The sequence below is a fragment of the Methanosarcina sp. 1.H.A.2.2 genome (assembly GCF_000979975.1).
Taxonomy (GTDB): domain Archaea; phylum Halobacteriota; class Methanosarcinia; order Methanosarcinales; family Methanosarcinaceae; genus Methanosarcina.
Genome location: NZ_JJQL01000055.1, coordinates 13,851 through 35,124 on the forward strand (window position 1 = coordinate 13,851; position 21,274 = coordinate 35,124).

Genomic DNA, 21,274 nt, shown 5'->3' on the forward strand with positions numbered 1-21,274 from the left:
TCTTTACTACCTCTTTTTTATTAATTTCTTTTTAAGCATTTTCCTTAGAATCTGATGAATAAAAATTCTTTTTACACCCATTTCCTCAAGAAAACCCTGAAATCCGGGTCTTTTATCCTGCAAATCGCTGCATCTTCAAGGACCTCAAAGCCCTCACTCACGCTGCTGTGTACATGTTTTCCAAGGGAGCAGTTTACAAGCTGTTCTTCAAGGAGCCCTTTCGCAGTCGGGTATTTGCGCTGGATTTCAAAGACGTACTTTCCTCCTTCGATATAGCCTCCGAAAACATTTTCAGCCCCTTCGTACTTGGCTTTGAACTTATCAGCGTGTTCTCTGACCCAGACCGGAGGCCCTATTCTTTTCTTGACGTTGGGTAGGGTGCCTGAGATAAGTTCGAGCATGATTACGGTTTCGGGGTTCCCTGACCAGACCCCGGTTTTGATCACTGAAAAATCGTATTCATTCAGGAGGGCAGCTGTAGCCTGTTCCATTTTATAGAGCTGCGGATAGAGCACGTCTTCGACCACTTCCGGGGTTTTGAAGACAACTGCAAGCTGTGAACTTTTCCGGCTTTCCAGCTTCTCAAGAAGTTCTTTGTCTTCAAGCGGCAGGAGCGGGGCAGGGAAAAATAATTCGAGTTCAGGGTTTGCCAGAAACTCCCTGCAGTGGTCTATAAACATACAGAATTTGTCAAGGGAGAGGGCTGCTGCAACATTCCGCTTCGGGTCGGTCGGGTCTACTATAACAAGAGGCTCGTTATGTCCCATTTCCGAGTGCTGCATAATGTCTATTTTCTGTCCGGGTTTCCAGGTACAGGCTGCTTTTACGGCATTTTCGAAAGAGCCATAGTGAATTATCAGGAGTTCGGTCAGGTAGCCTGAAAAGCCCTGCGTCCTCAACTCCGAGCCGTAGACTCCGCCTCCGCGCATGAACTGCTTCATAAGCAGGACCTCGTCTTCCCGCCCTTTTATGTGGGTTTTTACGAATTCATTGTGGAAAGGCGTCCTGTCAACTGCGGATTTGAGCTGGCATGCCGAAGCAACCCGGAAGCAGGGGACAAGGTCCACGTCAAAGCCTTTGAAAATAATGTTCAGGTAAGGATGTTCGGCATGGCGGTCTTCGGCATGTTCGGCGTGTTTTGCCACTTCCCTTGCAATTTCCATGCCACTGATTTCCAGATCTCTTCTCTGTGTTTCTTCAGGAAAGCTGATAAAAACATCAATATCATGGGTACCTGAGAGCCAGGTGCCTCTTGCAGCAGAACCGACCATTTTTACTAAAATATCCGATACACAAAGTTTCTCTGCTGCCGCTATTACCTCTGCGGCAAGTTCCTCCTGAACTGCTGTTAGTTTTTTTCTTTCGGCTTCCGTGGGTTTAACCTTTTCAAGTACGGCAAGCTTCAGGTCTTCTGGAATGCTGGTGTACGTTTCCATGCCCGGGACGGCTCCATATATTATTTCTTGATTCTGCAGGATTCTGCAGTTCAGTTATTGACGATTCTGAGATTATTGATGATTCTGAGATTATTGATGATTCTGAGATTAGTAATGGTTATGGAGTTAATTCGTGATTCTGAAATTAATTTGTGATTCTACAGGTCAGAAATCTTCTCTTTTAACTTATAATTTATGGATCTCCGGGTAGAATTTTAAAAAGGATGGCTATTTCCCAGATTGGAGGGCTGAGGAACCTCTCGAGCGGGATGAATTCTCGGGTATAAAGGTATTCTCCGGAGACTCCGGGGGTACGAATATATACACACTTTAAATAAAATGGGCAGTATTTCTATTTCCCGAATCTTGCAGGTTTGCAGATTTACCTTCTCTTAATTTTTAGCTCATTTCATGTCCTTATCATTCTATTTCAAGTCTCATCGGTTCATTCCAAGCTCTATAAAACCCGGTTGTGTTAAAAAATGTTCGTATGGCTGTACTGGATTATCACTCTAACAATTGCTACCTATGCGTCTGTTTATGTTATCAAAAAAATGCCCGAAAACGGTTTTACCGTGCTCACTGCTTTCTATGTGGTTTATCTGGCGGCTTCCCAGGTCCTTGCCACGCGCATTATTGTATTTGACCTTGGTTTTTACTCTTTCTATGCTCCCGCGGCAGTTTTCATCTATCCTTTTATTGCTCAGGTCGTGGATATGATCAATGAGGTCTATGGGGAGCGGAGAACACATATCTCTATTTTCATAGCTTTTGCGACTCAGGTATTATTCGTGCTCTTCATAGGCATGGTCTCAAATCTCAGCCCTGCTCCTTTCTTTGAGCTGGAAGATGCCTGGAAGAGCCTCTTTGGGCTGAGCATCAGGATTACAATTGCAAGCTGGGTCTCTTTTATGGTCTGTTCAAACCTTGACGCCTGGGTCTTTGCAGCCCTTAAAAAACGCTTTTTTGAAAAAGAAAAGAACTTCAAGCACGATACCCTGATAAATCCTTACATCTGGCTCCGTTCAAGTGCAAGTGACATTGTAAATCTCACTCTGGATTCTCTGATCTTTGTTTTTATTGCTTTTTATGGAGTTATGCCAGTTCTCCCTCTGTTTATAGGGCAGCTTATCAGTAAGAATATAATCGGTTTTCTGGATAATCCCTGGTTTGTGCTCTACAAAAAAATGCTTGAAAAGTAAAATATAATGCTTAACGGGAAAAATGTAATATACATTTTATATCCCTCCCAATTTTACTTTTTTAAGCTCTTTTAGCTCACAATTTTTCTTTTTAAACAATTTTGTCACTATATTTTACTTTTTAATCTCTTTTATGTCCTTATTTCTCTTTTATGTCCTTATTTCTTTTTTATGTCCTTATTTCTCTTTTATGTCCTTATTTCTCTTTTTCCGCTATTCTCCTGCCTTTTCCATTATTTCTTATTTCGTTTTTCATTTAATGCTTACAATTACCCAAAAATCTTTATCTTATCCATACAATATCTTTAACTGTATACAGTTAAATATTTTAATATTTTTAAAAGTAAACGGGGGCATCAGGATTCAGGAAAACTTCCAGGGAGTGTTCAGGAAACTTTTTTTGTTTCTATTTTTCTCTCAGGCTTCCGGACGGCTGCACCCCTGCTTCATTATATCAAAAGGAGGGCTAATTTGGGGATTAAAAATTATATAAAAATGTTATGTCTAATTATAGTGCTCGGATTGTTGTGTGAAACGGCAGCTGCACAGGTTTCAAGTTCAGAAGGCAACCGTATATGGGACGAAAACTCAAACCAGAACTTTACTTACACCTGGACGCCCCAGACGTACTCGGGTTTTTACTATGACCTGGATACCGGAGTAGGCTCCGAGAATATGACGATCCAGCTTACTGCAGGCAGCCGGAATATCCCGAAAAATGAATTGCAATATGAGACAAGACCCATTAAAACGGAATTCGAATTTGGGGACTGGGACTCTTATCAGGTTATAGGGTTCATGGCTGAGAAGTATTTTGCGGGGTACACAGAAAATTCCAGCTTTGTAAAGGACGATATAAGTGTTATTTCGGAAGGACAGCTTTCGAAGATCCTGACTGATAGTGATGACAGGAAATCCCTGTACACGGGCTCTTCTCTCATACTCGAAGAAGGTTATTCCCTGAACATTGTGGAAGTGGACATTAATGGGGATACCGTATGGGTACAGCTCGAAAAGGACGGAGATGTGGTGGATGAAGACTTCCTCTCTTCCAACAGTGACTATGTTTATGAAACCAAGCTTGGGGCTGCAGAAGATGTACCTCTCATTGCAGTCCATTTAGCTCAGATCTTCAGTGGTAGAGAGACAAATGCGGTTTTTGTAGAAGGTATTTTCCAGATCTCGGATGAATACGTCCAGATTGAGAATGGGGACAGATTCGGGAAAATGGAAATAAGTTCCACTTCGAGTTCCGGGATCACAATGAAAAACCGTGATTCTATTACCCTTAGCAAGGGAGATACTATCGACATAATGGGAAAACTTAGCTTTGTTGTGGCTGATGCCAATGAACTCCGCTTTGCTCCCATAGTCGAGACTTCCGAACCCGGAACCTATGAATTAAGAGGAACGGTCTACGATGAAGTGTTTAAGACAACTGTCTGGACACCTTTCAACTTTGAAGGATTCTATTACAGCATCGATGAAAATGTCTCCACCGAAAGCCTGACCCTCAAAGAAGGAATCAGTGGAAGGTCAATTAATGACGAAGCGCTTGTTTATTCCACCAGCCCGGCACTTGTGAAATTTGAGCAGGAAAGCTGGGGAAGCTATGAGGTTATCGGGTTCATGGCTGAGAAGTATTTTGCGGGCTATCCTGCGAATACCTTTGGAAATTCAAAGAGCGTGAGTGTGCTTTCGGACAATATCCTCGCAAAAGTCCTGATTGACGACGATAACAGAAAGTCGATGTTTACGGGCTCTTCAATAGTTCTCGAGAACGGCTACTCACTCAAGGCTTCAGAAGTCGATATTAACGGAAAAAGTGTGCTTTTTGAGCTGTATAAAGATGGGAAGCTGCTGGATTCGGGAATAGTTTCCCAGAATGGGGACTACATCTACGAAGCCGACATCGGAGGAGCTGAAGAAGTCCCGATGATCGCAGTTCACGTAAGCACTGTCTTCCGGTCGCGGGAAACGGATGCTGTGTTTATAGAAGGGGTCTTCCAGATCTCAGACGAGTACAGTGAGCTTTCCCAGGGTGATTCTTTCGACAGGATGGAAATAAGCACTATTTCCAGCTCAGGAATCACAATGAAAAACGAGGATTCAATTTCCCTTTCAAAGGGCAATACCATTGACCTGATGGGCAACGTTAAGTTCAAGGTGGCTGATTCGTCTGTCCTGCGCTTCTATCCCTTTGTTGAAGTCGAGAGCGCTGCCCAGGACCAGCTGGAAATTGAAGCTCCAGATGTCCTTGTGGTCGGGCAGGCGGCAGAAATCCAGGTCATGGCAAGAAACGTTTCAGTCAGCGATGTTGAAATCTTCCTTGAAGATGAGAGTATCGGAACCACAGGAGACGATGGAACTCTTACGTACACCCCAGGCAAGGAAGGCAAATTCACATTATCTGCAAACAAGGCAGGATATATCCCCGGAAATAAGGATGTGGATGTTGTCGGAGCAGGTGTCCTGAAGCTGTTGCTCTCAATCTCTCCGGAAACCGTCAGGGTAGGAGACCAGATCAGTATAAAGGTTACCGACTCTGTAGAAAAGAAACCTGTCTCCGGGGCAGATGTCTTCTTCGGAGGACAGAACGTTGAAGGACAGACGGGTACAGATGGCACTGTGTCTTACTGGGTAACTGCTCCAGGTACATATACGGTAAATGCTACAAAGGCAGGTTATGAGGAAGGAGAAACGGTTATTGAGGTTTCTGAAGACAAAGCCAATTTTGAATATTCGGACTTCTCAATTGAGCCTGCTTCTGTTAAGGGCGGAGACGCAATTGCAATCAAGGTGAACGTTACAAACACCGGCAATATTGCAGGAGAAACCGAAGTGGAACTGCTGGTCAACAATGAATCCGTTGATTCCAAACCCGTGAGTTTGGAAGCTGGTGCAAGTACCGTGGTCGAATTCTCCCATACCGAGGAAGAGGCAGGGACATATACGGTTGAGGTAGGAGGCCTGAGCGGAAGTTATGACGTAACGAAGTCAACTCCTTTCTTCAGCGGCACTGCAACTCTTGGAATACTCGCCACGGCATTTATACTGCTCCGGAAAAGAAGGAACTAAACAGGTTTGATACTTCTTCTGCAGCAGGGGCCGGAAATTAATTTTTGATTCCGGTCTTTTTCTTCTTTTTTCTTCGCATCTTTCAACCTGATAGCTTTCCGGATCTTAATTTGATAGTTCTCTGGATATCTTAACCGAACACTTTCCTTGATCTTTTACTGGAGGCTTCCTCACGCAGGCATAAAATAATATAATAGAATAGTAAGCAGGAATGTAAGAGAAGGAGTACTATGCTTGAAACCCTGAGTGCCTTTATTACTGACTACGGTTATCTGAACCTTTTTATCCTGAGTTTTCTGGCTTCTACAGTCTTGCCTTTCGGGTCGGAGGCTCTGGTAATCGCTCTAGTTTACCAGGGGTTTAGCCCTTTTACTGTCGTTATGGTAGCCACCACCGGCAACTTTCTCGGGTCATGCACCACTTACTACCTCGGTTTAAAAGGGAGGCATGTGCTTGAAAAGTATCTTTCTCCTTCCCCGGAAAAGCTCGAAAAAAGTGAAAGGCTTTTTAATAAATATGGAGTCTATACCCTTCTTTTCACCTGGGTGCCAGGTATAGGGGATGTGATTACCATGGTTGCAGGGCTTATGCAACTTTCTTTCAGGTCTTTTTCAATCCTGGTCTTTCTGGGGAAATTCGCGCGTTATTTCGTACTTGCTTATTCGGTAGTGTTTTTTAATGGCGGATTTTAAGATCTGCCAATTGGCAAAATGAATCCGGACTTATCCCAGGTAAAATGGGATTCGAGGCTTACAAATAGTATACGTAAAAAGAGTTTTAAGACCCATCAGCTTCAATAGATTCGATTCACGGTTTTTGTTGCGGGCAGGTTTGATTTTTTCAAACCCGGTTTATTCAGGTTTTGCATTTTGCATTTTGCTTTTTGTTTTTTTTTGCTTTTTGTTTTTTGCTTTTTCGACTGTATTTTCTTTCATTTTCAAACGAATTTTCCTTATTTCGGTAGCTTCTCCTTTTAAATCTTCTTATTTTTCTTCCACAGTACACCCTTTCTGACGATCTTGTTTCAAGACTTTTTCTCTAAACGAACCAAATGGATATACTTATATATCTCAGGGTACAATACTTTTTTGCTAAAGCAATTTTAGTTGATTTTTGTTTGCTTTGCTTGCCATTCTGACCTGTCTTCCGGGTCCTCAAAACGGAGCATATGCTCGATTATAACCTCCATTTTTATTTTTTTATTTTTTTTACTTTTTATTTTATTATTCATATTTATACGCAATTTTGTTTTATATTACATACTTTCCTGATTTATTGGCAATGAATTTCATCGTCTTTTTCTTCGGTTCTTTTCATGGACTCCTGCGGGTATGGATTTCCGTCGTGTTCATAATCTATTCTGTATTATGTATTTCCTTAATTATATTTTATATTGATTCAAGTTTGCTTGTTTTGTTTTTGTGTTCTCCGTTTTGAGAACATTATTACCTCTAAACTAATTTTTATAGGCTCTCACGCATCTGCTTCTCTCTCACCGTAACCTTTATGTATTCATTAACTCAATTTAACTTGTCTTATTCACAATAATATTTACTTGATATCCTTACGGTGATCCTATGCATATAATGGAAGGTTTTTTACCGAGCCCCTGGTGGCAGGCCTGGTTTGCAGTGTCAATTCCGGTGATAATGTACGGCATCTATAAAATGAATAAGCTGGTGAACGAAAAACGTGAGATCTTGCCTCTCCTTGCTGTCGCAGGTGCATTTGTTTTCGTGCTATCTTCCCTTAAACTGCCTTCGGTAACCGGGAGCTGTTCCCACCCCACAGGAACAGGGGTCGCAGCAATTATATTCGGTCCGGCAATCTCCGCAGTCCTCGGAACCATCGTGCTTCTCTATCAGGCACTTTTCCTTGCACACGGAGGACTTACAACTCTTGGAGCAAATGTCTTTTCCATGGGCATCGTTGGTCCTGTGGTGGCATACCTGGTCTATAAGGCAGGTATGAAAGCTAATCTCAATTTCTATATTGTGGTTTTCCTTGCTACAGCCTTCGGGGACTGGGCAACTTATGTGACCACATCTGTGGAACTTGCTCTGGCATATCCTGCAGGAGGAGTACTCACCGTTGCAGGTTTTATGAGTTCATTCGGCAAATTTGCCACTGTCTTTGCAGTTACCCAGTTGCCTCTTGCAATCATGGAAGGCGCTATCAGTGCCCTGCTCTTCAAGTATGTGGTCAACGTCAAGAGCGATATCCTGATTGAAATGAAAGTCATTGAAGCTGCAGTCGTGAAAAAACTGAGAGGGATTTCCGCATGAGCAGAAAACTGGAAATTATTGTGCTTGCAATTGTTCTTATCTTCGCAGTTCAGTTTGTTCATATGTCGTCCACAACGGACGCTGAGTATGGGGGAGCTGACGGCGAAGCTGAAAATGTGATTAACGAGATCACTGGCGGAACCTACGAACCAATTGCAGAACCTTTCTGGGAGCCTCCAAGCGGGGAAATCGAAAGCCTCCTCTTTGGTCTTCAGGCAGCTATCGGTGCAGGGGTTATTGGCTACTTCCTTGGCTATTACAATGCTAAAAAAAACTATGAAAACGAGCTTGGATACAAAGGAAAGAATAAGCCTGATAGCGACAGGCAATCTTTATAATTTCTTCTTCTACTCTTTTACTTATCCTTCCCACGGGGGAGGAAAGTTTTTATCTTTTGCCTTTTATTTTTAACCCTTGATTTTTGCTTTCATCTACCTATCTGCAGGTTCCCCACATGACCAATATCCTTGATGATTATGCCCTTATGAGCCCTCTAAGGCACCGAAACAACTGGTTGAAGCTGGCAATAGTTCTTTTCGGGCTGCTTGTAGGAGTTTCATCCACATCCCCTATAACTCCTCTTTTCATAGCCCTTTGCATGAGCTTTACAACAGTTGCTCTCGGCAGGGCTCCCCTTAAATTATACCTGAAACTCCTGCTCGCCCCTGTAGGCTTTGCACTAACAGGTGTGGTTATCATTGCTTTTTTCTCCGGATCGGGGCAGGAGCTTCTGTCCTTCAACCTTGCAGGTTATCTTCTCTCGGTAAGGGCAGATGGGCTTGAGCTTGCTCTCCTGGTGCTTTCAAGGTCCTTAAGCGGGATGTGCTGCCTTTACTTCCTTTCGCTTACAACTCCTATGATAGAACTCTTTGCCGTGCTCAAGGCTACCAGGCTTCCGGAATCCCTCATCGAGCTTTCCATGCTGATTTACCGGTACATCTTTGTTTTCCTGGACATGGCCCTTTCCATAAAGTATGCCCAGACTGTGAGGTTAGGCTACTCGAACTTCAGGCGCTCCCTTAATTCAATGGGTATGCTTGGAAGTACACTTTTTATAAGGTCCTGGGAGCAGGGAGATAAGCTCTTTCTTGCCATGAATTCCAGGTGTTATGACGGAAAAATGACTCTCTTTGAAGTGCACAGGCCTGTAAGGGCAATAGAACTACTGCTGACCTCTGTTTACTTCCTTTCAGCTCTTGCACTTTTTTATTTTACAAAAAACATATCCATCATTTGAGGTAACAGATCATGATCATTCTTGAGACCAGGGGCCTTAAATACACATACCCGGACGGGACTGCAGCTGTCCAGGATATAAACATCGAGATCAAAAAAGGAAAAAAGATTGCCTTTGTAGGGCAGAACGGCTCCGGAAAGTCCACGCTTTTCCTGCTTCTGAATGGGACCTTAAAGCCAAACGAGGGTGAAATCCTCTTCCATGGAGCCCCTATTAAGTACGATTCAAAGTCCCTCCGGGAAATCCGGAAATCCGTAGGAATAGTTTTTCAGAATTCCGATGACCAGATCTTTGCTCCCACAGTGTATCAGGATATAGCTTTCGGGCCTGCAAACCTGGGGTACTCAAAAGAAAGGGTCGATGCCTGCGTACAGCAAGCAATTGAACAGGTAGGGCTCTCCCGCCTGAAGGACAAGCCCCCCCATCATCTCAGCGGAGGACAGAAAAAGAGGGTTGCAATTGCAGGGGTTATGGCTATGGAGCCTGAAGTGATTATCCTTGATGAGCCTCTTTCAAATCTTGATCCGGTGGGTGCGGATGAAATAATGGATCTGCTCAACGAATTTAACCAATTCGGAAGCACTATCATCATCTCCACGCATGATGTGGACCTGGCTTACCGCTGGTCTGACTATGTGTACCTCATGTCAAACAGCAAACTTATAGGGCAGGGGACACCTGTGGAGGTCTTCAAAGAGCAGGAGCTTCTTAAAAAAACAGGTCTGCGCCAGCCCACTACCCTTGAAATTTATCATGAAATTGAGAGGAGGGGGCTTGCATACGGCAAAAACTCCCCTAAAAGCATACCTGACCTTGTCAACACTTTAAAGCCGCTTGATCTTATGTGGGTTGAGGTCCCTCCCGGAGTCCGGGAAGGCGACAACCTGAATCTCGGGGTTATGTATGGGGAATATGCGACCCATTCTCCTTATGAAGCGGTTAATGCCACGGTTCTGCACATCCACCCTGACGGCAGGGCTATTGTTGAGCTGAAGCGCAAAGGGATCAAAGCTGGTGGGGTGCTGCTGTATGATACTGATAGCTATTCCCTGCCAGAAATCAGGCAGATCCTGAAAGATGGAGAAATTGCCTTTGTGGGGGCAATGGGCAAGAAAAGCAAGACTCTTGCCGAACAGGACGGAATCCGCCTGGACGTTACCTCAGGCGTTATAGACAAGTCGATCCTGATGGCGCTCTGTGGAAAACGCTGCCTTATCCTCACAACAGGCGGAATGGTGGATCATGCTCTGAAAAGAACCCGGGAGTATGTGGAAAAAAGCGGGATAGAATTTACTGTTGGCGTGGTTAACAGGGAAGACGGATGCAAATTGACTGAAGAAACGGATAGTAACCCTGAGGCTTTTAAGGTCTGATTTTTTCCTTTTTTCATCTTTCTTTTTCATCTTTCTTTTTCATCTTTCTTTTTTGTCCTTCTTTTTTGTCCTTCTTTTTCATCCTTTTTTTCTTCCCTTTCCTTATATTTCTTTATAAGTCGTTTTGAGTAGAAGCGCATCTTCTTCCAGGATAGGGCTTTCGCAAATGATCCATCCCCGAACTTCGAATTCTTTTAGGGCTTTTAAAAGTTCAGGATAATTAAAGTCCGATTCTTTAAGGGCCAGGTGTCTCTTTTCCCCGTTCCTGTTATATTCTATTCCCGAAACATGCATGTGCATGTTTGCAAGCCCTTCTTTTCCAAGGACATTTTCTACTTTCGAGAGGATTGCCGTAAATTCGGGATAGGAGTTTTCCTTTCCTTCTCTTGCGTGCATGTGGGAAAAGTCCAGGCAGGGCATAACCCCTTCGATTTCTTCGCTTAAGGCAAGCACTTCTTCAAGGGTTCCAAACTGGGTACGTTTGCCCATGGTCTCAGGACGAAGGACTGCAGGTATCCCTTCATCCCGGAGCTGTTCTGTGAGTTCTCTGAGGGCTTTTGAGACATTCTCATAGACGGCTTGCTTGCTGCTCTTCTGGTAAAAGGCTGCGTGCAGTACGATTGACTCTGCTCCGCAGAGGCTGCCTATCTTTGAAGCCCTGTAAATCCTTTCCATGCTGGCTTTTAATTTCTCTTTTTCCGGGGAGTTCAGGTTGATATAATAAGGTGCATGTACGCTCAGGGCTATGTTTTCTTTTCCGGCTGTTTCCAGAACATTTCCTGCCCCTTTTTCGCTCATGCGTACTCCCTGCACGAACTCCAGTTCCATGCAGTCGAGACCCAGTTCCCTGACACGCTCAATTCCTGCAGTACTATTGCTGGCTTTTGTGCTTCTGGGAACCCCTGCAGTCCCAAATAAAAGTTTTTCAGATGACATGTTTTTCAAAATTTCCCTTTTCAGGATACTTCTTTCCAGAATATTTTTTTCCAGAATACTTTTTTCCAGAATACTTTTTTCCAGAATACTTTTTTCCAGAATACTTCTTTTCAGGATCTTTTTTTCCAGAATCCCCCTTTAGAATATTTCTCCTGTTTAGAAAATTCCCACAAAGTCCTTTAACTGCTTTGCCCTTTCCGGAGATACCTTTTCCTCGACTACCGCCACCAGTTCCTCAAGGTCTTCGTCCAGGGACTGGACATCTTCCTTTCCTTCAAGGGCAAGTCCCACAAGGTAGTCAAGTTCTTCCGCGTTCAGCCTCTCTAGCCTTTCTCTGAAGTCTTCCGGAGATTCGGCAAACTTGTGTGATATCGGGCGCAGGATGAATGGAAAATGGTGCCCCGCTTCCCTTGATATCTGATTTCCTCCTGCTTCGGGGGCAAGCTTGTTAAAAATCTCAATGTCTTTTTGTGTAAATTCTCTGGACATGTTATCACTTTATGATTCGGTCTTGATTTATACCTTTTTAAGGGGGTATGCCTGAAAGATGCAGCTATTCAGACCTTAAGCCTCTTTTTTTAGCCTGCCGTGCCTGTCAATCTCCCCTTTTGCAATCCTCGTGGATGAAATCGGGGTCCCATCTTCAGCCATCACATATTCAACGTACACAATTTCAAGAAGTTTTTTCCCCTTTTCCTTTCTGATGCCGTTAATTTTCAGGGCAACCGGATAGGTCTCAGGGGAGACTACTATGTAGTCGAAGTCCTCTTCCAGAGTCGGGCCGTAGGGATCGTTCAGCCTCGTAACCTCATATTTTTCTTTCGGAACCCCCATTTTTTCTATGTATTCCAGCAGCCGCCCCCTTCTGTTTTCATACATATCGACGCTGTGGTTTTTTTGTAACATTTCGTCCGAAGTGAGTCCTATGTGGACTTTTCCGCCCCCGGCTATCTCAAACGCTTTTTCAATTAATCTGGCGTGTCCGTCATGAAGATACTGAAACGTACCGCCTAAGGCGACCTTTGGCATGATGGGTGATAATCTACTAAAGTAAAAAGAAGTTTTGGTTTTTTTCTGTTTTCGGGAAGATTTCTTTATTTTTCTCTTTTCTTTTGTAAGTGTAACTGTCAGAAAAATACCTCTTATTTTCCTCCTTTTTGCCAGGTTTTGCAGCATTATAACTGCGTTTTACAGGGCCTTCTAAATACTTTCACCCCGCTTACTCTAGTTATATATACCTGCAAACCATAGTGAAGCAACTGTCATGCACCTTATACAAACATGTGCATCTAGGAGAATCTGTAATGAGCGAAATAGCACTTGAAGACCTGCCAGGAGTTGGCCCTGCAACTGCAGAAAAACTCAAAGAAGCCGGATTTAACACAATTGAAGCAGTGGCCGTAGCCTCTCCTTCTGAACTTGCAACTACAGCCGAAATAGGGGAATCGACTGCCGCAAAAATCATCAATGCTGCAAGGCAGGCTGCTGATATCGGGGGATTTGAAACCGGGGATATTGTGCTTGAAAGAAGGAAACTTGTAGGCAAGCTGACTACCGGTTGTACGGAATTTGATGAAATGATGGGCGGGGGCATAGAAACCCAGGCTATTACCGAACTTTACGGAGAATTCGGTTCAGGAAAGACCCAGGTGGCTCACCAGCTCGCAGTGAATGTCCAGATGGACCGGGAACACGGAGGTCTCGGCGGGTCCGTCATTATAATCGATACTGAAAATACCTTCAGGCCGGAAAGGATCACCCAGATGGTAAAGGGGCTTTCCGAGAAGTACGGAATGGAACTTAATCCTGAAGAATTCCTGCAGAACATCCATGTTGCCAGGGCATACAATTCCAATCACCAGATACTTCTTGTAGACTCTGCAACAGACCTGGCAAACGAGCTCAAGGAAATGGGAAAACCCGTTCGCCTCATGATCGTTGACTCTCTTATGGCTCACTTCAGAGCTGAATATGTAGGAAGGGGAACCCTTGCAGACAGGCAGCAAAAGCTAAACAAGCATATGCACGGCTTGCTCCGCTTCGGAGACCTGTTCAATGCCTGCGTGGTTGTTACAAATCAGGTCATGGCAAAACCCGATGCCTTCTTTGGTGACCCCACAAGGCCTGTCGGAGGACATATTGTAGGGCACACGGCAACCTTCAGACTCTACCTGCGGAAGTCCAAAGGGGAAAAGAGAATTATCCGCCTGGTAGACTCCCCCAACCTGCCCGAAGGGGAAGCTGTCGTTGCAGTCACCACAGCCGGAATTACTGACCAGTGAAGGTTGAAATCAATTAATAACTATGAATGGGGAAACATTTTATCTCCCCGTTCCCATCTCTTTTTAATGAAATTCAAAGCTATTGTCGTTGACATTGACGGGACAATTACCTGCGAAAACAGGGAACTACATCTGGGAGCCGTCAAAAAAATCCGTTCCCTTAAAGTTCCGGTAGTCCTTGCCACAGGCAACATCCTATGTTATGCCAGGACAACATCAAAGCTTATAGGCCTGGACGGGGCTGTGATCGCCGAAAACGGAGGCGCTATTACTGTCCGCTATGATCTGAATGGCACTTTTGAAGAAAGCCTGGAAGAGTGTGAAAATGCCTTCTCTTTCCTCTCCGAACATTTCAAGCTCACCAAACTCGATCCCATGTACCGAAAAACCGAGATTGCTCTTCGACGGAACTTTGACCTTGAAAAAGCCAGAGCTCTTCTGGAAACTCAAAACTTTGATGTCGAAATGGTTGACACCAAGTACGCAGTCCACATCAAAAGTACCAGAATCAACAAAGGAGTAGGCCTCCAGAAGCTTGCAGGAATGATGGGGCTTGAGGCTACGGATTTTGTGGCAATAGGGGATTCTGCAAACGATGTTGAGCTGTTTGAGGCGGCAGGTTTCGGAATTGCTGTTGCAAACGGGGACGAAAGAATAAAGGAAACTGCAGATTACGTAACTAAAGCCTCTTTTGGAGAAGGAGCAGTAGAAGCCTTCGAGTATCTTGAATCGAAAGGCTGGATTTAAAAAACCGCAACTGCACAACTCTCAAATTAACTCCCTGTGCCAAATAAGTCACTCAGCCCAAGTTCCCACTGCGCCCAGAGTTCTTTCCTGTTATTACTTCTTTTTAATACTTCAACTACAGTCGGATTTGGCTCTATGAATATTACTTGATGATCCTCTTCCCCACGCTCTTTGTTAACCGGCCAGGCAATCTTTTCTTTCTCTATGGAAAACTGAGCATCCACACCCGGCTTATTGCCTCTTGCATCCAGCCTTATCCATCTGTTTAAGTCTTTTAGATATACAGCGTTCAACCCGTGCAGGACTTTCCTGTTAACCCCCTCCTGACCTGAACAAAGTTTCTGATAACAGATCCCGGTTGGTATCCCACAAAATCTCAGCATGGCTGCAAGCAGGTGAGATTTAGCACAGCAGATCCCATGCCCGAACTCCAGAACTTCCGATGCCTTAAAGGTGACATCCTGTGCACCTATATCCCCTGAATGATGAATATCATCCCTGACAAATTCATAGATTTTCTTGATCAGGCTGATTTCGTCTTCCTTGCCTTTTTCTAATTCACGGCACTAGCCAGCAAGCTTACTGATGGCAGAAGAGTTTTTCCTTGAACTTTAAAACGAATTGACAACCACTGATTAAAAATTACAAAAATATATTATGTTGTTGGACAGTAACAATACATATGAGTTCAGAAAAATACTTAAGTTTCAACCAGATAACTGAAGAATGTAAAAAGTTCTATGAGGTTTATGAATCTTTCTCTAATTTTACAGACTGGAATAAAGAACGGTTCTTCAAAGATAACTTTGCTATTTTTTCAAAGTACGTAGATCTATATTCTAAATCTAATTTTGAAAGAATTCATGATATGACAATTGAGTACTCTTTGATAGGAATATCTTTCGAACTTTTCATCAAATTGTGTGCGCTTAAAATAGATTGGAATAATTGTTCAAATATGTACGGATCAAAAAATAAAAAAGATAAATCTTTTGGATTCGCTAAAAAATGCGTATTTGAAGATTTGGAGAAAAGAATTGATGGCAATCAGTTTACAAGGTGTAAAGAAGTTATTGATTATATCCATGTTCAAAGAAACAATTTTGTACATAGTTCTTTTAAAGGACAAAATCACTATGCTGTCTGGAAGCAGATGTTTTTAGTAATGGCACTTTTGATAGATACCTATTCATTCGAACCGAAAAATGATTTAGTTAACCATATAGTAGAGAACATTGAAAAGAATACAGTCATTTCTGGACTTGACTTTGAAGATGTAGGATTAATAGATTATGTCAACCGCCTAAAAGGAAAACTTTCAGTGAGTTGTGATCCAGAAATAGAAGTTGAAAGCAAACCAATAGACTGGTAATGTGGTATAAATTTCTAAATTGTTCGTCTTTCCTGTAGGGTTTTACATAAATTCCGAAGTAATTTCATCAGAAGTTATAGATTTATATACCGTTACATTGGTCATCGGTTAAGGAATTTTCTTGCTCGAAAGCTATTGATTTTGCACCAGAAGCCTGCCTTAAGTTTTGGCCGATTTACATGAAATCGATAACTTGTTCCAGCCTACAATAAGATCAAATATTTGACAACTGTTATGGAGATGGAGGCAATTTATCACGATTCTTCACTTAACCGAAGACGCATGTATACCGTTATATTTTAAGAATTAAGGTTGTCCAAACTTAGATCCTATCCGAAAAGTGGTCACCTACTGTAACTTTTACAATATGCGATATGTAAAACCGAAACTGATACTCTGATATTATATATCTATTGTGACTTTTCAACATGCATTACTGACTTTTCGGATAGGCTCTTAGTAGCTGTGATTGAAACCAGATTAAAGTAATTTCCACCCTCGGCTTTCATCATTCTGGTATCTCTGCGGGCAAATTCATTATTACACGAAAGCCAATCCTGCCATGCTTCTTCCAAACATTTCAATTCCTTATGAGGGACTGAAACTGATATTTCCTATAGCACTTCTTACACAAAAAACCAATAACTCATTATAAATTGAAAAATACCGAAAATGCTAAAAAGGATGTTACTATCACCTAATATTCAATATCACGGGAAAATCAATAGGAGCAAGTAAAACGTCACCGCTAGAAGTACAAATGTCAGTAAGTGTATTATTTTTTTCGTCCATATGTGTAATAGTGTTATTCATCGCCCACAAGGTTTTTGCCTGGCAGAGTTCAAAATATCATCAGGTGAATCCTTTTGTGAATACCTTGAAGAGGATTAAGATAATGAAGATTTCACGGTAAAGAGGGAACATCGTGAAATTTATAAGTAATTTTCATGGAGGGATGAAAGAAAGGAAATAGTTTTTGGTTTTCTGGCTCAGTTAGTTAAAGCATTTGAATCACATTTGAAATATAGGTGCTTTGAGTCCATAATCAAACACTTATCTAAAAAAGTTAAAAAAATCGTGTTGCTCAAAATTAATAAAAACAGCAAAAATGCTGTTCACTTTAGAGCCTATCCGAAAAGTGGTAACCTACTGTAACTTTTACAATATGCAATTATGTAAAACCGAAATGGATAATCTGATATTATAGACTTATTGTGACTTTTCAACATGCATTACTTACTTTTCGGATAGGCTCTTAGTAGCTACGATTGAAACCAGATTAAAGTAATTCCCACCCTCGGCTTTCATCATTCCAATATCTCTGCGGGCATAGTCATTGTCGCACGAAAGCCAATCCTGCCAGGCCTCTTCTAAACACTTTAATTCCTTACATTCTTCTATGCGGACCGAATCTGAATTTTTCCATAACTTATACCACCAGTCGCATGAGTGTAGGGTTAAATTCATATCCTCAAACCAGTAGGGCAATAATTCTGCCGGAACTCCATCCGTAAACTCCTTTTTTAACCCTGGAACTGCAACTGCTATTTGTCCTCCTTTTTTTACAAGAGGGGCAAAATGGTTTGTTAAATAATCTTCTTCAATTCCAAAATAGTGATAGGCATCTACACTTATAGCAACATCAAAAAATTCCTGTGCAAATGGCAAATCGTGTGCCTCTGCATGTATTGGAATTATTTTGTCCTCCAGGCCCATTGATTTGATTCTTTCATAGTTCTCTGTTGCACTGATCCAGAGGTCAGTCGCAAAAACAGTAACTCCATATTCTTTTGCCAGGAAGATTGAAGTTAATCCTTTCCCGCAGCCAAGGTCAAGTACTCGCATGTCCTTTTCAAGATTTAAAGACTCTGCCAATTCCTCAATGATCTTCATTGAGTTTGGTCCCATCATATTCTCTTTAACAAAAGCAGTATCATATTTACTGGATTTTGTAAACATAATTTTGACCCTCTTTCGTTTATCTATTCCCTAGTTCCTGGAGTTTGGTTTTTTTATTCAAAGAACCTTTTTGTAATTCATAAACAATGAAGAATTCAATCTTACAATTCATATGCCGCGAAGAATTCAGTCGAAACCTCAAATGGGGATGGAATCACTTTTGATCAGTCCTGAGCAAAAAAGTTCATGAGTTAAAAGAAAAGTTCCATAGAGATAAATAGGCTGGATTAGAAAGGCGCTTCCAGAGATAGAATCTCAAGAATTAAAAGAAGAGTCCCTCTGGGTTGAATTAAATGTATAATGAAAATGAAAACAGGATCTGAAAGGAAAGGAGATTTCTTTCTTTCCCTTTTCCAATTCATGCCCTTGCTTTCATTTTGTCTATTATAATATAGTCCTTGATGGCGCTTACGGATTCGAAAGGAATCAGGATATAATTATCTTCTTTTTTGTATCTTGAAATATCAAATGTGGGATTGGGGCTGACCACAAGGTCAATGACCTTTCCTCCTTTGATTTCAACTACAATGTTACTCAGCGTTCCTATCTCCGTTCCGTCGGTAGCCATCACCTGCTTGTTGAAGAGGAGGTTTCTTGCAAATACTTTAGACATTATTATCTTGTCTCCGTGCTCAGTGTTATGCGGAATTTGGGTAAAGTTGGCTTTTCAGTTTAAATACTTTTACTTTAAATATTTTATTCAATTTGAAACTCTCTTCTTTATAAACTCTTCCCTTTTATGAGTTAATTCATAAAACCTCAGCAGGAACCCCCTGAGTCTTTAGCTCAGGGGATGAATGCATCAACTTCCCCGTCCTGCTCTGTTCAATTAGTTTTTTATTAATGTAATGTTCAGGGGTAGTTGACTTAAATTCTTACCTGTATCCCACAAGTCCAGCTGTCTCGACCGGTTTCTGACCTCCCTTAAACTGCTCCTCTATCTTCTCATAGAACTGAGCAATGTTTTCGTTAATTGTGGGTTTTACTTTTTTAAGGGCTTCTCTGAAGTGCCTCATCTCAATCTCTTCGATGTTGAAGTTCTCCCTCAGGGCAATCATTACAGCCTCTCTACATACCGCTTCTATGTCAGCGCCCACATATCCCTCTGTTACACTGGCAAGGTTCTCAAGGTCCACGTCCTCTGCAAGAGGCGTATTCTTTGTGTGGATCTTAAAGATTCTCATCCTGCCCTTACGGTCAGGTGCCCCAACGTAAACCAGCCTGTCAAAACGCCCAGGTCGGATGATCGCAGGGTCAAGCAGGTTAGGGCGGTTAGTTGCGGCAATTATGACCACGTCTTTGAGAGTCTCAAGCCCGTCCATTTCTGTAAGCAGCTGGTTGAGTACCCTTTCCGAAGTCCGGCTGTCCGTATCCATACCCTGCATCGCAGCAATGGAATCGATCTCATCAAAGAAGACAACACAGGGAGCAACCTGCCTTGCTTTCTTGAAGGTTTCCCGAATTGCCTTTTCCGACTCTCCAAGCCACTTCGAAAACATCTCCGGCCCTTTGACGCTTATGAAATTGGCGTTTGACTCTTTGGCAACAGCCTGCGCTATCAGGGTCTTTCCAGTCCCGGGCGGGCCGTAAAGCAGAATTCCCTTTGGAGCTTTTATGCCCATCTGGACAAACTTTTCCGGGTTTTTAATAGGCCACTCGACAGCTTCAACAATCGAATGCTTTGCTTCATCCAGGCCTCCCACATCTTCCCAGCTAACCGAAGGCATCTCAACAAAGATCTCTCTCAGAGCTGAGGGTTCGGCTTCCATCAGGGCATCTTCGAAGTTCTTTTTAGTTACAACAATCTTTTCCAGCCGTTCAGGAGGAATTGTTTCTTTTTCGAGGTCAAGGTCAGGCAGGCTTTCCCTGAGGCAGCGCATTGCTGCTTCCTGCACGAGAGCCAGAAGATCTGCACCCACAAAGCCCTGCGTCTTATCAGCCAGGTACTTAAGGTACAGGTTTGTCTCCTCTTTCTTTTGTCTCTCTATGGCAGCTTCATCAATTTCGATTTCAGCTTCGGTTTCTGCTTCGATTTCAGTTCCGGCCTCAATTTTGGCTTCAATTCCAGTTTCAGCTTCAATTTTGGCTTCAGCTTTGGGCTCTGTTATCCCGGATTCTTTGTCTTTCTCAATTGGCATGCCCCTTGTGTGAATCTGCAGGATCTCATACCTGTCTTTGGTATCCGGCACTCCAATATGAATTTCCCTATCAAAGCGGCCGGGTCTCCTGAGTGCGGGGTCAATTGCATCCACACGGTTAGTAGCCCCTATAACCACGACCTGCCCTCTTTCCTCCATCCCGTCAAGAAGGGTCAGGAGCTGAGCAACTACTCGCCTTTCCACTTCCCCTGTTACGTTTTCCCTTTTAGGGGCAATGGAATCAATTTCATCAATGAAAATAACTGAAGGCGCGTCCTGGGTTGCATCTTCAAAGATCTTCCTTAACCTTTCCTCGCTTTCTCCGTAGAACTTTCCCACAATTTCGGGACCTGCAATGTAATGGAAGCTTGCCCCCGATTCGTTTGCCACGGCTTTTGCAATCAGGGTCTTTCCGGTTCCGGGTGGGCCGTAGAGGATAACTCCCTTTGGAGGCTCTATATTAAGGTGGGCAAAGAGCTCCGGGTGTTTCATCGGCATTTCTATTATTTCCCGGACGCGCATAATCTCCTGTCCCAGCCCTCCTATATCTTCATAGGTGGTGACACCCCTGGTCGCTTTTTCGTAGCCCTGTACCGGCTTTTTCCGAAGCTCAATAATTGTTGTTTCCGTAATCAGGACAATGGTGTTTGTAGGGTCTGTTTCAACGGCAACCAGAGGAATTACCTGGCTTGTTGTCAGGGATTCAGTCATTGGCTGAGACATTGAGTTTATAATTGGAATTATGTCTCCCCTGAACACAGGCCTTTTCAGGATATGCCGCTTTATGATCTCATTTGCATGTTCCCCAAACTGCATTTCAGGGCCACCCTGGGTCATGCTTTCCGGAAGTGCCAGAATAATCTTTTTTGCTTCCGGGGCTTCGACCTTTTTAATGGTCACCTTCTCCCCTATGGAAACTCCGGCGTTTTGCCGGATGAAATTATCAATGCGCACGATTCCCTGTTCCCAATCCTGCCGGTCTGCTCTCCATACCTTTGCTGTGGTCTTTTTCTTCCCCCTTATCTCCACAATGTCACCGGGAGAGAGCTGAAGTTTCAGTAGCGCTGTAGGGTCAAGCCGGATAATTCCTCTTCCAAGGTCAATAGGATATGCCTTTTCAACCTTCAACTGTATTTCTTCCATGGGTCATCCCGAAAATAGTTTCTTTTTGATTGTAATTTTATCTGGTAATGAAATAAAATGAACTGATACCGGGTTTTTCCCGAATT

The 21,274-nt window shown here is 43.0% G+C and carries 17 protein-coding genes and 1 pseudogene; 10 read left to right on the plus strand and 8 right to left on the minus strand.

All coding sequences use genetic code 11. The features are described 5' to 3' along the window. Positions 1–71: 71 nt before the first annotated feature. Entirely contained in the window at positions 72–1,436 is a 1,365-nt protein-coding gene (gene cca / locus EO93_RS08055) for a CCA tRNA nucleotidyltransferase (RefSeq protein WP_048161949.1), read from the minus strand. 482 nt (positions 1,437–1,918) lie between these two features. Here cca and EO93_RS08060 point away from each other — a divergent pair, with 482 nt between their 5' ends. From EO93_RS08060 to EO93_RS08090, 7 genes are all read left to right on the plus strand, one after another. Continuing rightward, the gene (locus tag EO93_RS08060) at positions 1,919–2,638 is read left to right on the plus strand and encodes a queuosine precursor transporter (RefSeq protein ID WP_048161950.1); all 720 of its coding nucleotides are present in this window, start codon (positions 1,919–1,921) and stop codon (positions 2,636–2,638) included. A gap of 495 nt (positions 2,639–3,133) precedes the next feature. After that, positions 3,134–5,716 (plus strand): S-layer protein domain-containing protein, encoded by a 2,583-nt coding sequence (locus EO93_RS08065; protein WP_235284154.1) that lies wholly within the window; start codon positions 3,134–3,136, stop codon positions 5,714–5,716. A gap of 230 nt (positions 5,717–5,946) precedes the next feature. Continuing rightward, positions 5,947–6,408: a YqaA family protein gene (locus tag EO93_RS08070; protein WP_048138314.1), complete on the plus strand. Its 462-nt coding sequence runs from the start codon at positions 5,947–5,949 to the stop codon at positions 6,406–6,408. An 885-nt stretch (positions 6,409–7,293) separates the two neighbouring features. After that, positions 7,294–8,001, plus strand: a complete 708-nt coding sequence (locus EO93_RS08075) for an energy-coupling factor ABC transporter permease (protein WP_048161953.1) — start codon at positions 7,294–7,296, stop codon at positions 7,999–8,001. Then, entirely contained in the window at positions 7,998–8,339 is a 342-nt protein-coding gene (locus EO93_RS08080) for an energy-coupling factor ABC transporter substrate-binding protein (RefSeq protein WP_048132893.1), read from the plus strand. The genes EO93_RS08075 and EO93_RS08080 overlap by 4 nt, the downstream gene beginning before the upstream one ends. Positions 8,340–8,455: 116 nt before the next feature. After that, positions 8,456–9,238 carry a cobalt ECF transporter T component CbiQ gene (gene cbiQ / locus EO93_RS08085; protein WP_048161955.1) on the plus strand — a complete coding sequence of 261 codons (783 nt, stop codon included), beginning with the start codon at positions 8,456–8,458 and terminating at the stop codon, positions 9,236–9,238. Between the two features lie 11 nt (positions 9,239–9,249). Then, positions 9,250–10,611 carry an energy-coupling factor ABC transporter ATP-binding protein gene (locus EO93_RS08090; RefSeq protein WP_048161957.1) on the plus strand — a complete coding sequence of 454 codons (1,362 nt, stop codon included), beginning with the start codon at positions 9,250–9,252 and terminating at the stop codon, positions 10,609–10,611. Positions 10,612–10,713: 102 nt separating this feature from the next. On the opposite strand, the gene EO93_RS08095 is transcribed toward EO93_RS08090, so the two are convergent. The 3 genes from EO93_RS08095 to EO93_RS08105 all read right to left on the minus strand — a co-directional run bounded on the left by EO93_RS08095 (position 10,714) and on the right by EO93_RS08105 (position 12,576). After that, the gene (locus EO93_RS08095; RefSeq protein WP_048161959.1) at positions 10,714–11,547 is read right to left on the minus strand and encodes a TIM barrel protein; all 834 of its coding nucleotides are present in this window, start codon (positions 11,545–11,547) and stop codon (positions 10,714–10,716) included. A 156-nt stretch (positions 11,548–11,703) separates the two neighbouring features. Beyond that, a complete protein-coding gene (locus EO93_RS08100) occupies positions 11,704–12,036 on the minus strand; it encodes a hypothetical protein (protein ID WP_048132909.1) in 333 nt (110 codons plus the stop codon). A gap of 75 nt (positions 12,037–12,111) precedes the next feature. Next, entirely contained in the window at positions 12,112–12,576 is a 465-nt protein-coding gene (locus EO93_RS08105) for a phosphopantetheine adenylyltransferase (protein ID WP_048132970.1), read from the minus strand. 275 nt (positions 12,577–12,851) lie between these two features. On the opposite strand from EO93_RS08105, the gene radA reads away from it, so the two are divergent. After that, a complete protein-coding gene (gene radA / locus EO93_RS08110) occupies positions 12,852–13,829 on the plus strand; it encodes a DNA repair and recombination protein RadA (protein ID WP_048132914.1) in 978 nt (325 codons plus the stop codon). A 66-nt stretch (positions 13,830–13,895) separates the two neighbouring features. Further along, positions 13,896–14,576, plus strand: a complete 681-nt coding sequence (locus EO93_RS08115; RefSeq protein WP_048161960.1) for a phosphoglycolate phosphatase — start codon at positions 13,896–13,898, stop codon at positions 14,574–14,576. Positions 14,577–14,602: 26 nt separating this feature from the next. Here EO93_RS08115 and EO93_RS18445 read toward each other — a convergent pair. Continuing rightward, positions 14,603–15,124 (minus strand): annotated as a pseudogene (locus tag EO93_RS18445) (transglutaminase family protein); the annotation flags it as partial. A gap of 134 nt (positions 15,125–15,258) precedes the next feature. On the opposite strand from EO93_RS18445, the gene EO93_RS08125 reads away from it, so the two are divergent. Beyond that, the gene (locus tag EO93_RS08125) at positions 15,259–15,948 is read left to right on the plus strand and encodes a hypothetical protein (RefSeq protein ID WP_048161963.1); all 690 of its coding nucleotides are present in this window, start codon (positions 15,259–15,261) and stop codon (positions 15,946–15,948) included. A gap of 1,236 nt (positions 15,949–17,184) precedes the next feature. Here the strand turns inward: EO93_RS08125 and EO93_RS08130 are convergent. From EO93_RS08130 to EO93_RS08140, 3 genes are all read right to left on the minus strand, one after another. Next, the gene (locus EO93_RS08130) at positions 17,185–17,907 is read right to left on the minus strand and encodes a cyclopropane-fatty-acyl-phospholipid synthase family protein (protein WP_048161965.1); all 723 of its coding nucleotides are present in this window, start codon (positions 17,905–17,907) and stop codon (positions 17,185–17,187) included. A 358-nt stretch (positions 17,908–18,265) separates the two neighbouring features. Then, positions 18,266–18,520 (minus strand): PRC-barrel domain-containing protein, encoded by a 255-nt coding sequence (locus tag EO93_RS08135; RefSeq protein ID WP_048132927.1) that lies wholly within the window; start codon positions 18,518–18,520, stop codon positions 18,266–18,268. A 262-nt stretch (positions 18,521–18,782) separates the two neighbouring features. Continuing rightward, positions 18,783–21,188: a CDC48 family AAA ATPase gene (locus EO93_RS08140; RefSeq protein WP_048132932.1), complete on the minus strand. Its 2,406-nt coding sequence runs from the start codon at positions 21,186–21,188 to the stop codon at positions 18,783–18,785. Between the last annotated feature and the right edge of the window lie 86 nt (positions 21,189–21,274).